General features: G+C 67.5%; 12 protein-coding genes and 1 pseudogene. 1 reads left to right on the forward strand and 12 read right to left on the reverse strand.

Features of this window, described 5'->3' with window-relative positions:
- Positions 1-11 precede the first annotated feature (11 nt).
- From C7446_RS03970 to ptsP, 9 genes and pseudogenes are all read right to left on the reverse strand, one after another.
- Positions 12-2,312: a xanthine dehydrogenase family protein molybdopterin-binding subunit gene (locus tag C7446_RS03970; RefSeq protein ID WP_121171482.1), complete on the reverse strand. Its 2,301-nt coding sequence runs from the start codon at positions 2,310-2,312 to the stop codon at positions 12-14.
- Complete coding sequence (locus C7446_RS16630) at positions 2,309-2,569, reverse strand: FAD binding domain-containing protein (protein WP_245977684.1); 261 nt, start codon at positions 2,567-2,569, stop codon at positions 2,309-2,311. The genes C7446_RS03970 and C7446_RS16630 overlap by 4 nt, the downstream gene beginning before the upstream one ends.
- Positions 2,570-2,701: 132 nt before the next feature.
- Positions 2,702-3,294 (reverse strand): annotated as a pseudogene (locus C7446_RS16895) (FAD binding domain-containing protein); the annotation flags it as partial.
- A complete protein-coding gene (locus C7446_RS03980; RefSeq protein WP_121171483.1) occupies positions 3,291-3,800 on the reverse strand; it encodes a 2Fe-2S iron-sulfur cluster-binding protein in 510 nt (169 codons plus the stop codon). The pseudogene C7446_RS16895 and the gene C7446_RS03980, both read right to left, overlap by 4 nt.
- Positions 3,801-3,991: 191 nt before the next feature.
- Positions 3,992-4,546: an O-acetyl-ADP-ribose deacetylase gene (locus C7446_RS03985; RefSeq protein ID WP_121171485.1), complete on the reverse strand. Its 555-nt coding sequence runs from the start codon at positions 4,544-4,546 to the stop codon at positions 3,992-3,994.
- A 231-nt stretch (positions 4,547-4,777) separates the two neighbouring features.
- On the reverse strand, positions 4,778-5,464 hold the full coding sequence (locus C7446_RS03990; RefSeq protein WP_121171487.1) for a type 1 glutamine amidotransferase domain-containing protein: 687 nt from the start codon (positions 5,462-5,464) through the stop codon (positions 4,778-4,780).
- An 86-nt stretch (positions 5,465-5,550) separates the two neighbouring features.
- The gene (locus tag C7446_RS03995) at positions 5,551-7,296 is read right to left on the reverse strand and encodes a fructose-specific PTS transporter subunit EIIC (RefSeq protein WP_121171489.1); all 1,746 of its coding nucleotides are present in this window, start codon (positions 7,294-7,296) and stop codon (positions 5,551-5,553) included.
- Positions 7,297-7,396: 100 nt separating this feature from the next.
- The gene (locus C7446_RS04000; protein WP_121171491.1) at positions 7,397-8,350 is read right to left on the reverse strand and encodes a 1-phosphofructokinase family hexose kinase; all 954 of its coding nucleotides are present in this window, start codon (positions 8,348-8,350) and stop codon (positions 7,397-7,399) included.
- The gene (gene ptsP, locus C7446_RS04005) at positions 8,350-11,238 is read right to left on the reverse strand and encodes a phosphoenolpyruvate--protein phosphotransferase (RefSeq protein ID WP_121171493.1); all 2,889 of its coding nucleotides are present in this window, start codon (positions 11,236-11,238) and stop codon (positions 8,350-8,352) included. The genes C7446_RS04000 and ptsP overlap by 1 nt, the downstream gene beginning before the upstream one ends.
- A 215-nt stretch (positions 11,239-11,453) precedes the next feature.
- On the opposite strand from ptsP, the gene cra reads away from it, so the two are divergent.
- The gene (cra, locus tag C7446_RS04010; RefSeq protein WP_121171494.1) at positions 11,454-12,455 is read left to right on the forward strand and encodes a catabolite repressor/activator; all 1,002 of its coding nucleotides are present in this window, start codon (positions 11,454-11,456) and stop codon (positions 12,453-12,455) included.
- A gap of 3 nt (positions 12,456-12,458) precedes the next feature.
- Here the strand turns inward: cra and C7446_RS04015 are convergent, their stop codons facing one another.
- From C7446_RS04015 to C7446_RS04025, 3 genes are all read right to left on the reverse strand, one after another.
- On the reverse strand, positions 12,459-13,625 hold the full coding sequence (locus C7446_RS04015) for an MFS transporter (protein WP_211327845.1): 1,167 nt from the start codon (positions 13,623-13,625) through the stop codon (positions 12,459-12,461).
- Positions 13,625-14,116 (reverse strand): GNAT family N-acetyltransferase, encoded by a 492-nt coding sequence (locus C7446_RS04020; RefSeq protein WP_121171496.1) that lies wholly within the window; start codon positions 14,114-14,116, stop codon positions 13,625-13,627. The genes C7446_RS04015 and C7446_RS04020 overlap by 1 nt, the downstream gene beginning before the upstream one ends.
- A 95-nt stretch (positions 14,117-14,211) precedes the next feature.
- Entirely contained in the window at positions 14,212-14,943 is a 732-nt protein-coding gene (locus tag C7446_RS04025) for an alpha/beta fold hydrolase (protein WP_121171497.1), read from the reverse strand.
- Positions 14,944-14,946: the final 3 nt, after the last annotated feature.

Here is a 14,946-nt window from a genome sequence, read left to right on the forward strand (position 1 = left end):
CAGCGGCGCATCTACAGCAGCTTGTCGAGCGTGATCGGCAGCTCACGCACACGTCTGCCACAGGCGTTGTACACCGCGTTGGCCACCGCTGCCCCGACCCCGGTAATGCCGAGCTCGCCGATGCCGCGCGCTCCCATCGGCGTGTGCGGATCCGGAATGTCGGTCCACATCACCTCGATCTCGGGCACATCCATCTGTACCGGCACGTGATACTCGGCAAGGCTCGGATTCATGATCCGTCCGCTGCGGGTGTCGAACTGCGTCTCCTCCATCAGCGCCAGTCCGAGCCCCATGATCATCCCGCCCCGGAACTGGCTGGCGGCGGTTTTGGCATTGAGCACCCGGCCGCAGTCGAAGGACCCCAGCAGGCGCCGGATGCGCACCTCGCCGGTCACCGCACTGACTGCCGCTTCGCAGAAGATCATGCCGAAGGAGTGCATCGAGAAATGTGACAGCTCCTCGGACTCGGCGGCATCGGCCTCGATGGCCAGCTCGTCGCGACCGGCCCGGGCCAGTATCCGGTCATAGGTTTCAAAACGTGCCGAATCGGCCACGGCGCCGAGTCCGCCATCACGGCACTCGATCTCATCAATGGTGAGTCCGGCCAGCGGCGAATCGCCGTCGACCAGTTCGAGCAGCGCCTCCACCAGCGCGCGATGGGCAGCAATGACGGCCCCGCCGATCGCCGCGGTCTGCTGGGAACCGCCGGCCAGCACCACGCCCGCCAGCGAAGAGTCGCCATAGTTGAACCGTACCTGCTCGACCGGCAACCCCAGCCGCGCCGCGGCCACCTGGGTCTGTACGGTAGCCGTGCCCATCCCCATTTCGTGGGCGGCCACATCGACACGCGCCGCGCCGCTGCGACTCAGTGTGATGCGCGCCGCGGCCCCGGGCATGCGCATGTAGGGATAGGTCGCCGTGGCGCAGCCCAGCCCGATCTGCCACTCCCCCTCGTATCGCTCGCCGGGCCGGGCGCTGCGCTGATCCCAGCCAAAGCGCTCGGCTCCGGCGCGGCTGGCCTCCAGCAGATGGCGCGAGGAGAACGGCAAGCCGCTGGTCGGATCCCGCTCGGGCTCATTGCGTCGGCGCAGTTCGAGCGGGTCGAGATCCAGCTGCTCGGCGAGTTCGTCGATGGCACTCTCCAGCGCAAAGGTGCCGACCGACTCCCCCGGTGCCCGCATGAAGGTGTTGGCGAGCATGTCGAGATCCGCCACCCGGATTGCCAGCTGGACATGATCGGCGCCATAGAGGCATCTGGTCGCCTGGGTGAACGGCTCGGGCAGATTGTTGTGCGCGGTCATTGCCGCCTTGCCGGTATGAATCAGCGCCCGGAAATGGCCCTGCTCATCGGCGCCGATCGCGACCCGCTGTTCGGTACAGGCGCGCCCGCCCACCACGCGATGGACGCCCTCTCGCGAGAGCGCCAGACGCACCGGGCGATCGGCCACCCGGGCGGCAGCCGCGGCCAGAATCTGATGCTGCCACAGGGTCTTGCTGCCGAAGCCACCACCGACGAAGGGAGAGCTGACATGAACCTGCGACTCAGCGATGCCGAATACCTGCGCCAGCGAGTACGCCACGTGATCGACGCACTGCGAGGCGTCGTGCAGCATCAGCTCATCGTCGTGCCAGGCCAGCGTCACGGCGTGCGGCTCGATGGCATTGTGATTGTGGCGTGGCGTACGGTAGATGGCGTCCACCCGCCGGGGTGCGGTGCCGAAGGCCTGCTCGGCGTCACCCACCGAGACCGATGGCGGGCCGCCGAGCACGTTATCCGGCTCGCGCGTTGCGGCTGTCCTGAAATCGGTCACGGCCGGTTCCGGCGCATACTCGGCCCGGATCAGCGAGGCGGCGTGCTCGGCCTGCTCCGGGGTTTCGGCCAGCACCACCGCAATCGGCTGACCGTTCCAGTGCACCTGATCGTTCTGCAGCACCGGATGGTCGTCACCCGCAGCACCCTGTGCCGTGGTCAGAAAGACCGGCGGCGACTGCAGCGTCGGGGCATTGTCATGGGTCATCACCAGTACCACGCCCGGCGCGGCCTCGGCCGCTGCGGTATCCAGCGTGGTGATGCGCCCCCGGGCAATGGTGCTGTAGGCCAGCGCCGCGTGGACCATGCCCTCCAGCGCAAACTCGGCCGCAAAGCGGGCCCCTCCGGTGACCTTCTGCAACCCGTCGACACGCGATAGCGGTGCACCGATACGAGGCTGATCCAGCGCGCTCAGCGGATCCGGCTGGCCGTCCGGGGTACGATAATCGCGGGCCAATGCCACCCCGGCATGCGTCCTGTCCCGCTCATTGGATGCACTCATTGCGGCTCTCCCATCAGCTCGGTGAGGACAGCAACCATCAGCCGGCGCGCCAGCTCGACCTTGAAGCCGTTCTCGGCCAGTGGCCGGGCATCGGCAAGCTCGGCATCGGCAGCGGCCTTGAGTGTTGCCTCGGTCGCCGGCCGACCGATCATCGCCTGTTCGGCTTTCACGGCACGCCAGGGCTTGTGTGCCACGCCGCCCAGCGCCAGGCGCGCATCACTGATGGTGGCGTTGTGCACGTCGACGGCCGCCGCCACCGATACCAGGGCAAAGGCGTAGCTCGCCCGATCGCGTACCTTGCGATAGCTCGACCGTTCCGCCAGCGGCAGTGCCGGCAGTTCGATGGCGGTAATCAGCTCATGGGGCGCCAGCTCGGTGTCAATATCCGGGCGTTCACCCGGCAGTCGGTGAAAATCGACAAACGCCATGGAGCGCCGGCCTTCCGGGCCTTCGAGATGCACCCGGGCATCCAGCGCGGCCAGCGCAACGCTCATGTCGGACGGATGTACTGCCACACAGGCAGGCGAGGCACCGAGAATGGCGTGATGGCGATTGAAGCCCTCGAGGGCATCACAGCCGCTACCGGGCGCACGCTTGTTGCAGTGTGCCGCGGTGTCATAGAAATAGACGCAGCGCGTACGCTGCAGCACATTACCGCCGACCGTGGCCATGTTGCGGATCTGGCGCTGGCACCGGTCAGCAGGGCGCGGGCAAGCATCGGGTAGCGCCGGCGCACGCGCTGATCGGCGGCCAGCGCACTGTTGGTCACCCCGGCGCCGATCAGCAGCCCACCCTCGTCCGTCTCGGTAATCTCCGACGCAAGCGCGGTGACATCGATCAGCGTCGCCGGCTGCTCGATGTTCTCGCGCATCAGATCCACCAGATTGGTGCCCCCGCCCAGATAGCGGGCTGCCGTGTGTTCGGCAGCAGCCCCGATGGCCTGACCGCGGTCATCGGCTCGCAGATAGTCGAACGCTCTCATGAGCGGCCCTCCGTCGCCAGAGTCGAGGCGATCGCGGCCGTAATCCCGTTGTAGGCGCCACAGCGACAGAGATTGCCGCTCATCCGCTCACGCAGTTCCTCGTGGCTCGGGGCGATGTCATCACTGGTCAGGTCGGTCGTGACCGCACTCGGCATGCCGCGCCTGAGCTCGCCGGCCATGCCGAGTGCCGAGCAGAGCTGGCCCGGAGTGCAGTAGCCGCACTGAAAGCCGTCATGCTCGACGAACGCCTGCTGAACGGGGTGCAGCTCAGCGTCCTGCGCCAGCCCTTCCACGGTGGTGATCGAGCGCCCCTGATACTGGACGGCGAGCGCCAGACAGGCGTTGATCCGCTCGCCGTCGACCAGCACCGTACAGGCACCACACGCCCCCTGGTTACAGCCCTTCCGGGTACCGATGAGGTCGAGATGCTCGCGGAGCAGATCGAGCAGGGATGTTCGGAAATCGATCTCGGCCTCCCGAACCCGGCCGTTGATGGTCCACTGCATGTCAGGTCCTCGCTGCACGGTTTCACATCATTCATTGCTGTCTTGCAATCACCGGTCCGGCGGTGTTGTCCCGCCTTCATGGCGAAGCGGAGCACGGGCCCGGGCATCAGCCCGGCATGCTGCTTGCTCGGCCAACCCGGGCCGGCGTAACCGGGCAGGCGGAGTCAGGGCACGGGGCACTTGCCGGCGGACTAGCCGTCAACGGCGCCGGCACGCTCGGCCACGGCCAGAAAGGCGCTGACATCCTCTTCACTGAAGAAGCAGAGCGTGACCGTCAGGGCCTCATGGTGCGGCAGCCGGTCACGCATGACATCGAGCACGACCTCGGCCGCCTCCTCGAAGGGATAGCCATAGACGCCGGTGGAGATGGCCGGAAAGGCCAGACTTTCACAGCCCTTCTCCGCCGCCAGGCGCATGGCGTTGCGATAGCAGCCGGCCAGCAGGTGGGACTTGTCCTTCGTCTTCGCATGGACCGGACCCACGGTGTGGATCACGTAGCGTGCCGGCAGCTCGAAGCCATCGGTCAGCGCCACTTCGCCGTCCGGCAGACCATCGGGCCAGTCCGTCTCGCGCAGTTCGCGGCAGGCCTTTTTCAGGTTCGGCCCGGCCGCCCGGTGAATGGCGCCATCCACGCCGCCGCCGCCCATCAGCGAGTGGTTGGCCGCATTGACGATGGCATCCACCCTCAGCCGGGTGATATCGCCCTGGATGACATGAAGTTGCTGATCGAACAGGGTGCGGGTCATGATCGTACTCTCCCGCCGTGGAGTGGTTATCACTGACCGGCATGCCGGCCGCGCCCTTTTCAGCATAGTGCGCCAGCCATCTGCGTCCAGCTGTCAGCGCCCATGAGGCCGGCTTCCCGAAGTCCGGGCCGAACGCAACAGGGCCGCCCGTTGGGGCGGCCCTGTCACCGGTCATGCGGCCGGTCGGATGATCATGCGCGTCGCATGCGCGCAGGCCTCATGGTGTATCACTCATGACTGCAGGACTTCCAGCAGCAGCTTCGCCGTGGGAGCGCTCGAGGCCGGGTTCTGGCCGGTGATCAGCAGACCGTCGCGCAGCTGGAAGGGAGCAAAGTCGGTATCGTTGCGCTCGTAGATGCCGCCATGTCGAACCAGCTCATCCTGCAGCAGGTGCGGCACCACGGCACTCAGCCCGACAGCCTCTTCCTCGCTGTTGGCAAAGCCGGTGACCCGGCGTCCATCCACGATCGAGCGCCCCTCCTCGTCAGTGATGTTGAGCAGCACGGTGGGCGCATGACAGACAGTGGTCACCGGCTTGTCGGCGGCAAGAAACTCACGAACCAGGCGCTGCGAATCGGGGTTGTCGGTGAGATCCCACAGCGGCCCATGGCCTCCCGGATAGAAGATCGCATCGAAGTCCGTGGCATTGACCGTCGAGAGCGGCAGGGTATTGGCCAGCTGGGTCCTGGCGGCCTCGTCACTCTCGAAACGGCGGGTCTCGTCGGTGCTGGCATCCTCGGTGGTCGAGTTGGGATCGACCGGCGGCTGACCGCCGGCCGGCGAGGCCAGGGTCACCTCGACACCGGCGTCGCGAAAGACATAATAGGGTGCGGCAAATTCCTCGAGCCAGAAGCCGGTCTTGTGACCGGTATCACCCATGGCGTCATGCGAGGTCAGTACCATCAGTACCTTCATCATTTACCCCCTTTGGGTAGCTATCCCGATGAAGCATTCATGATGACAGCGGAGCGGATTTCAAGTGGCCGGCTCCGCCGACCGCCGTCTCAGGCCGGCTGGGAAGCCACCGCCTGCTCGCCGCGCTTGATTACCGAGTAGCCTACGCCGGTAATGACCGCACCCACGGCAATCGCCAGCAGATAAAGCAATGCGTGATTGACGGCATTGGGAATCAGCATCACGAACAGCCCACCGTGCGGTGCCATCAGCTGCACATGGAAGAACATCGACAGCGCGCCGGTCACCGCACCGCCGGCGATACAGGCCGGCAGCACCCGCAGTGGGTCCTTGGCCGCAAACGGGATGGCGCCTTCGGTAATGAAGCACAATCCCAGTACGAAGGACGCCTTGCCCGCCTCACGCTCGGCAGTGGCAAACTTCGAGCGCGCCAGCATGCTGGCGATCCCCATGCCCAGTGGTGGAATCATGCCGGCCGCCATGATGGCCGCCATCGGCGCATAGGTTTCACTGGAAAGCAGGCCGACACCGAAGGTATAGGCGGCCTTGTTGATCGGCCCGCCCATGTCGATGCACATCATGCCGCCCAGCAGCAGGCCCAGCAGAATGGCGTTGGTCGACCCCATCGAGTTGAGGAATTCGGTCAGGGCCGAGAGGATCGCCGCCACCGGCGTGCCAATCACGTAGATCATGATCAGCCCGGTGGCGAGGCTCGCCAGCAGCGGAATGATCAGGATCGGCTTGAGCGACTCCACGCTCGCCGGCAGCTTCACGAAACGGACCACCCCCCTGGCCGAATAACCGGCCAGAAAGCCGGCGATGATCCCGCCGATGAACCCTGCGCCGAGGGTACTGGCCAGCCAGCCGCCGATCATGCCCGGCGCGATTCCGGGACGATCGGCGATCGAGTAGGCGATATACCCCGCCAGTACCGGGACCATCAGCTTGAAGGCGCTGCCGCTCCCGATCTGCATCAGTGCCGATGCCAGCGTACCCTCCTCTTCATACGCCCGGATACCGAACACGAATGAGAGGGCAATGCACAGCCCGCCGGCCACCACCATGGGCAGCATGAAGGAGACCCCGGTCAGCAGGTGCTTGTAGACGCCCTTCTCCTTGAGACTGCGCGCCTTCTCGACCCCGCCGCCCGAGCCGGCGGCCTGCTGCCCTTCACCACCAGCCTGCTCCACTTCGGCACCGGCCAGTGCTGCCTCGATGGTCGGCGTCGGCTGCTTGAGGGCACTGCCGGTGGAAGTCCGGTAGATGCGCTTGCCGGCAAAGCGGCTGTCATCGACCTCGATATCGCAGGCCAGCAGGACCACATCGGCTGCCGCAATCTCCTCGTCGCTCAGGGCGTCCTGGGCACCTACCGAGCCCTGGGTCTCGACCCGGATGTGGTGGCCCAGATTGCGGCCTGCCTGGCCAAGTGCCTCGGCCGCCATGAAGGTGTGGGCGACACCGGTCGGGCAGGCAGTCACTGCCACGATGCGCTGCCCCTCAAAAGCCGATGCCGCTTCAGACGCCGCCGGCTGCTCGCTGTCCGACGCAACATGCTCGGCAGCCTGCTGCTCGGCCCGGGCCAGCACGCCATCGGGATCGGCCAGCGCCTGCTCAAGGGTGTCACGGTAGAGCCGCCGCCCGGCAAGGGGAGCGAGATCGACCGGCACGCTGGCCGCCACCACGACCACCTCACCGGTGGCATCAGCGGGGCGCTCGCCAGCGGTATCGAGCTGCGCCTCCCAGCCGCGCCGCTGTGCCGCCTGCTCCAGCCGGCGTGCTGCCAGCCAGGACGTGGTCGTGCCGCCCGGGCACCGGGTCACGATGGTGATTTTCATACCGGCTTCTCCTGACTACCGCTTGCGGTGGCGGCTCTCCCCCACCGATCGATGATTGCTGCAGTGCGTGCCACCCGAAGCACTGGTTGCATGGAGACGTTCATGACACGCTCTCGATTTGTACCTGCTCACACAGCAGCGCAAAATCCTCGCCATCGCTGCGTCCGACCCCGACACGCCGTACCGCATCTGCCGACAGCGCGGTGGCAAAACGCAGTCCGGCCTCCCTCGACCACTGCGCCAGCCGGGCGTGCAGCAGTCCGGCCAGCAGGGTGTCGCCGGCGCCCACGGTGCTCACCACAGGCATCCGCGGCGGCCGGGCACGCAGTATCGCCACCTGCCCGTCGGGGTCGCGATAACACCAGCACACCCCGTGCTCGCCGAGCGACAGGATAAGCTCGTCGAGGCCGCTCTCCACCAGCCGCCGCGCTGCGGCCAGCCGTTCGGCCTCACCGGTCAGCGGCACACCGGCCCACTCGGCCAGCTCATGTTCATTGGGCTTGGCCACCGCCGGTCGGGCTGCAAGCCCGGCCAGCAGTGCTTCCCCGCTGGTATCCAGCCAGACCGGAATACCATGCGCGCGCACGAGACCGATCAGCCGCCCCAGCTGATCCGGCGCCACCCCGGGAGGCAGACTGCCGGCAATCACCACAGCCGCCGGGGAGCGCTGCAAACGGGCTTCCAGCGTCCGTTCCAGCTGCTGCCAGTCATCGGCCGATACCCGGGCACCGGCTGCATTGATGTCGCTGACCCGCCCGGTCTGTTCCGCCAGCTTGATATTGATGCGGGTGTCACCGGTCACCCGCACGAACGCATCCGTCACGCCCCAGTCGGAGAAGGCCCGCTCGAAGACCCCGGCATTATCGCGCCCCAGAAAGCCCGACACCGTAACGGCATGGCCGTGCGCGGCCAGCACGCAGGCGACGTTGTTGCCCTTGCCGGCGGGGCTCATGCGACTGTCGCTGGCGCGATTGATTGCCCCCGGTACCAGGGTATCCAGCTGCACCGAAAGATCCAGCGCCGGGTTGAGCGAAAGTGCCAGCACCATCCCCATCAGAGCGCCTCCAGCGCATCACGCACGGCGGCACTGGTGGCCCGGGTGAGCGCCAGCTCGGCCTGCCGGCGGGCATCGTCGAGGGTCAGCCGGCGCACCCAGGACTTGACCATGGGCACCTGACGCGCCGACACCGACAGCTCGTCGACCCCCAGCCCCACCAGCACCGGCACGGCCTGGGCGTCACTGGCCAGCTCGCCGCAGACGCCCACCCAGCAGCCGTGCGCGTGCGCCGCCTCGACCGTCATGCGGATCAGCTGCAGCACCGCCGGATGCAGGCCATCGGCCTGGGCCGAAAGCCGGGAGTGGCCGCGATCGATCGCCAGCGTGTACTGGGTGAGATCGTTGGTCCCGATCGAGAAGAAATCGACATGCTCGGCCAGGCTCGGGGCCAGCAGTGCGCAGGAAGGCACCTCGATCATCACACCGAGCTGCACGTTCGGCGCCTGATGGGTATCGGGGTACAGCTCGGCCACGATCCGTTCGAAGATGGCGCGCGCCGCCAGAAACTCCTCGACGTCCTTGACCATCGGGAACATGATCCGTAGCGGCCTTCCTTCGGCGGCCACCATCAGGGCCCGCAGCTGGGTTTCCAGCACGTCGGGGCGGGTCAGCGCCAGACGGATACCGCGCAGCCCGAGAAAGGGGTTGTCCTCCTGGGGTACCGGCCAGTAATCCAGCGGCTTGTCGCCACCGACATCCAGGGTACGTGCCACCAGCGGCCGCTCCGGCCCCAGCGCCTCGAAGGCGCGGCGGTACTCGACCACCTGGGTATCATGATCCGGCGCCTGCGGATGCGCCATGAAAATGAACTCGGTACGCAACAGCCCGATGCCTTCCGCACCGTGCGAGACGGCATCCTCGGCATGGGCGGTATTGCCCAGGTTGGCACCCACCTCGACGTGATGGCCATCCAGGGTCGTGGCGGACTCGAAGCGGGTCTCGTAGGCTTCACGCACGCGCTGATCATGCTCGCGAATCGACAGCTCGGTACGTGCCCGCCGTTCGCTGCCGGGTTCGGCCACCACGCGCCCGCGCACGCCATCGAGAATCATCTCGATGTCATTGCCCAGCGCCATCACGCCCGGGCCGGCGCCGACCACCGCCGGAATCCCCAGCGCCCGGGCCAGGATGGCACTGTGCGAGGTCGCCCCGCCCCGGGCGGTGAGAATTCCCTTCACCCGCCGGGTATCCAGCCGGGCGACGTCGGAGGGGCCGAGATCCTCGGCCACCAGAATATAGGGATGATCGGGCGGGTCGGGCATCCTGACCCCACACAGCACACCCAGCACGCGGCGCCCGACATCGCGCAGATCAGCCGCCCGTTCCGCCAGCACGCGATCGGCCAGGGTTTCCTGGGCGCGGGCCGAGGTATCGATGGCACGCCACCAGCCGGCCTCGGCACTCATGCCCTCGCCGATCGCCTCCCGGGCAGCCTCACGCAGCTCGGGATCCTCCAGCATCTCTTCATGCATGGAGAGGATCTCCGCCACTTCATCTCCCCCGGCGGTGCGAATCAGGGCAGCCAGCTGTTCATCGGCCTCATGTATCGCCTGATCAAGCCGCTCGTTCTCGCGTACGGCGTCATCACCGTGCTCGGCATAATCAAAGGTGGGCAGGCGCATCACGAAGACCGGCGCAATCGACATGCCCGGCGAGGCCGGCACCGCCATCAGCGGCCTGTCGGCCTCCGGCGCCGGCTCGGGAGCCACTGGCGTGATGTGATTGCGCGAGGGGCGCGCCTCGCTGGTGTCATTCAGCGGGGTCACCGCCTCACCGAGACCGTCGCGTACCGCCGCTGCCATGGCATCCAGGGCTTCGCGGGCGCCCTCGCCCTCGGCGGAGAACACCAGCATCTGGCCGCGTCGGGCACCGAGACTCAGCACCCGGGTCAGGCTGGAGGCGGCGACTGCCTCGCCGTTGCCGCTCTCCAGCCGTACCCTGACAGGGACCGACTGCTCGCGCGCCATCTGTACCAGCTGCTTGGCCGGCCGGGCATGCAGGCCATGCGCATTGCGGACCCGCACCCGGGCGGTTTCGGCATCGCTCTTCTCACCGGCGAGGCGACCCAGCAGACGCGCCTGATCGAGCGTGGCCAGCTGTGCCCCCTGGCCGGTTTCAAGCAGCTCGAGCACCCGGTCGAGCAGTGCCTGCCAGGCCCGGGTGGTTTCGGCATCGGCGCCGCCCGGATGGGCCAGGCAGAACACCGCAGCGGTATCGTCCAGAGCGTGCGCTGGCGTTGCCACGCCCAGCGCCGGCTGCTGGACATCCTGCTGTCCCTGCACCAGCCACAGCTTCTGGCCCAGCGCCACCGGCGCCGCTGCCATGATTTCGGCCATGAAGGCAGGACCGACACAGCCGGCGTCCAGCAACCGGCCGGCCGCCATGGCGACCAGCCCCTGCCGGCTCTGTGCCGGTACCCCGGCGGCTACCGTATGCTCATCCAGCCGGGCCGTGACCGGCGGCCGGGAGAGCAGCGCAATGACCGCCTCGGCGCTGTCGGCACTCGCCAGCTGCTCCGCTACACCGGGGCGATCCAGCACATGGGTCAGGGCCCGCAGGATATCGAGATGCTCATCGCTCTGGGCGGCAATCACGACCAGCAGCGTCACCCGATTGCCGTCGTGCCAGGCGACGCCATCGGGGAACTGCAGCACACGAATGCCGGTGGCCTGCACTGCCTCGCGACTCTCCGGCGTGCCGTGCGGAATGGCGATACCGTTGCCCAGCCAGGTGGACGACTGCGCCTCGCGATCAAACAGCGCCCGGGCATAGGCCGTGTCACACAGCCCGGCTCCGACCAGCGCACTACCCGCGTGATCGAGCGCTTCGCGCCAGTCGCCGGCCGACTGCCCCAGCAGTACGGCATCGGGTGTCAGCGTCAGCATGCAGCATCCCCCTGAAGCAGTGATTCCAGCAGTGATCACGTCGCATCATGCCATATGGCTCGTCAGGCGCCGACCGGGCTGACAGCATTGCTGAATCGTGTCACCTTACAGGTTCAACATGCTGAAAGCTTTCATTCGGGGAAGCAAGCGATTCATCGTCGCCCTGGACACAAGTTGTAGAGGCTCGCTACCCGGCCCAGCGGAGGAAGGCGCCCATGAAACCCAGGACCCTGGCCGAGATCGCCCGGCTGGCCGGCGTATCGCGTACGACCGCCAGCTATGTCGTCAACGGCAAGGCACATCAGCACCGCATCAGCCCCCGCACCATCGAACGGGTCATGGCGGTGGTGGAAACCCATCACTTTCAGGTCGACGCCCAGGCAGCGGCGCTGCGCCGTGGCGCGACCCGTACGCTGGGCTTCATCCTGCCGGACCTGGAGAACGGCAGTTACGCCCGGCTGGCCAAGCTGCTCGAGCGCGGCGCCCGCGACGCCGGCTATCAGCTGCTGATCGTCGGCTCCAACGACGATCCCGACACCGAACGCGCACTGGCCCGCAGCCTGCGCGCACGCCGCTGCGACGCCCTGATCACGGCCTCCCGGCTCGAACGCGACAGTACCTTCTATCGTGAGCTGATGACCGACGGGCTGCCGGTGATTGCGGTGGATCGCTGTCTCGATCCGCACCATTTCCGCTGCGTGACCAGTGACAACCGCCATGCCGCCGAGCGACTGGCCGCCTCGGTCATGACGCCCGACATGAGCCGCATCACCTGGTTCGAGGCCGTGCCGGAGCTGTCGATCAGCAGCGAGCGACGTGCCGGCTTCGAGGCGGCCCTGGCAGCCGGCGCGCCACGGGCACAGGCACGCGTGCATGTCGGACAGCACTATGATCGGGCCACCGGCAGCCGGCTGATGCGCGATCAGCTCGACCAGACCGGCATGCCGGAAGCGCTGATCACGGCCTCCTATGCGCTGCTGGAAGGGGCACTGGATGTACTGCTGGAAGCCCTGACAGCGCAGCCTGCAGCGATGCCACCGCGGGTGGCCACCTTTGGCGACAACCGGCTGCTGGATTTTCTGCCGATGCAGGTCAACTCCCTGCCCCAGCAGCACCAGCGGATCGCCGAACTGACGCTCAAGCGGGCGTTCGCCGCCATCGAGGGCGACTACGAGCCCGGCTGCGATATCGTCGAGCGCCAGCTGATCCGCCGCTGACTCTCAGCGGCGAACCACCCGCCCGGCACTTGCCATCACGCCCAGCAGCGCCACGGCAATCAGCGCCAGCGCCATTGCCAGCGAGGTCAGCTCGGAAACCAGCCCCAGTACCGCCGGCCCCGCCAGCAGCCCGGCATAGCCCAGGGTGCTCACCGCCGAGATGGCAAGCCCCGGCGACATGTCGGGCACCCGCCCGGCGGCGGAGAACAGCACCGGCACCAGATTGGAAAGCCCCAGGCCGACCAGCATGAAGCCGCCCAGCGCCGCCGGGGGCCAGGGGGCCAGCAGGGCCACGCCATAGCCCAGTGCGGCCAGCAGCGCCCCGTAACGCAGCACCGGCACCGGACCGAAGCGCCGGATCAGGCGATCACCATTCAGCCGGCCGACAGCCATGGTCAGCGAAAACAGTCCATAGCCCATGCCCGCCAGCGCCGGCGAGGCATCCCGCGAATAGCGCAGGAAGACCGCACTCCAGTCAAGCACGGCGCCCTCCGCCAGAAAGGCGATCAGACAGAGCACTCCCAGCAGTACTACCGCGCCGCGCGGCCAGCTGAACCCGGCGCTGCCCGCGGCAGACGGCGGATCACTCAGCAGCCGCCTGCGCCCGGCCAGCACCATCAGCGTGATGGCGGTGCCACACAGGGCAGCAATCGTGACCAGCGGCAGGCCGAGGCCGATCAGCAGACTCATGAGCCCGGCACCGATCAGCCCGCCGAGACTGAACAGGCCATGAAAGGTCGCCATGCGCGAGCGCTCGGCGGCCGATTCGATGGTCACCGCCTGGGCATTCATCGAGACATCCAGCGCGCCGATCAGGGCCCCGAACAGGAACAGCGCGAGTGCCAGCGTGAGCGCCGTGGGCGCTACCGCCAGCAGTGGCAGCAGCAGCATCGGGGAGAGTCCGGCGAGCACCACCACATGGCGGCTGCCGAAGCGGCGCACCAGCAGCCCGCTCAACGGCATCATCAGCATGCCGCCGGCTCCCAGCGCCAGCAGGATCAGCCCCAGGGTGCCATCACCGATGGCCAGCCGCTCCCTGGCCATGGGGACCATCGGTGCCCAGCAGGCGGTCGCGATTCCGCAGCCCAGGAAAACGGCGCCATTGGCGCGGACCGCGCCCTGCACGCCCTGCGCCGTGACCCCGTCACCCGCCGCGATACCGGCCGCCATCAGTTCAGCACGCGATACATGACCAGCGCATCGACCGCGCCCTGGCGGGGATGCCGGAAGGCACCCGGCAGCCGACCGACGATATCGAAACCGTGACGCTGCCACAGCCGGATTGCCCCTTCGTTGGTGGCAATCACGCTGTTGTACTGCATCGCGGTGAACCCCAGCTCGCGGGCCATGGTCAGCGAGTGTCGGCACATCTCGCCGGCGATGCCCTGCCCCCGCGCCGCATCGGCCACGATATAGCCGCAGTTGGCGACGTGACTGCCGTTGCCACCGAAGTTGGCCTTGAGGTAATAGCTGCCGAGAATTTCACCCTCCCGCTCGGCCACGAAACTCGCCCGCGGCGCCTCCAGCCACAGTCCCCGCCCCTGCTCGGCACTCATGCCGGGGTCGAGCGCATAGGTCTCGCCGGCTTCCAGAATCGGGCGAAAAATGGCCCAGATGGCCTCGAAATCCTCATCGGTGGCGGCACGAATGGTCAGCGACATGGCAATAACGCAGCTCCGGCAGGCAGGGAAAGAAACGGCGCGGCTTCAGGCCGCGCCGCAGGACAGGCAGCATATCATCCGGCGTGTGACGCGCATCACGCCCCGGGCAGTCGCGACCACCATGCCAGCAGGGCCTCGTTGACCCGGTCGGGCTGCTCCAGCGGGGCCAGGTGGCCGCACTGGTCGATCACCGTATACTGCGCATCGGCAAGCGCCTCGGCCATGCGCTGATGATCCTCGGGCGGCGTGATGCCATCCTCGCGACCGCAAATGACCGCAACGGGGCAATCAATGGTCGCCAGGGTCGGCCAGCTGTCGGCCCGCGCCATGATCGCCTGCTGCTGAAGGCGGAACCCCTCGACGCCCACGGCGTGGGCCATGGCCCGCACGCTCGCGGTCAGGGCGCGATCACTTTGATGCCGCTCATGCAGCAGCTTGCCGAGCAGGGTATCGATCACGCCATCGAAGTCATGCTGCGCCTGGTCGATCATGCCGCGACGCGCGCGCGCGCCCTCCTCGCTGTCCGGTGCAGCCGAGGTATCGATCAGCGCCAGGCCGGTCACCCGCTCGGGGGCCTGGCGCATGATCGCCAGCGCGACATAACCGCCCATCGACAGGCCTGCCAGCGCAAAGCGCTCGGGCGCCTCGGCCAGTACGGCATCCGCCATCGCACCGATCGACTCGTGCCGGGTCAGATCCGGCACGTGAATCTCGGCGCGGTCGGCCAGTGCGGCACGCTGGGCGGTCCAGAGCCGTTCATCGTTGAGCAGGCCCGGCAGCAGGATGAGCGGATGCTTGTCGGCTGCGCCGCTGTCACTGTCACTCATGGT

It is taken from the genome of Kushneria sinocarnis (assembly GCF_003633775.1).
Classification (GTDB): domain Bacteria; phylum Pseudomonadota; class Gammaproteobacteria; order Pseudomonadales; family Halomonadaceae; genus Kushneria; species Kushneria sinocarnis.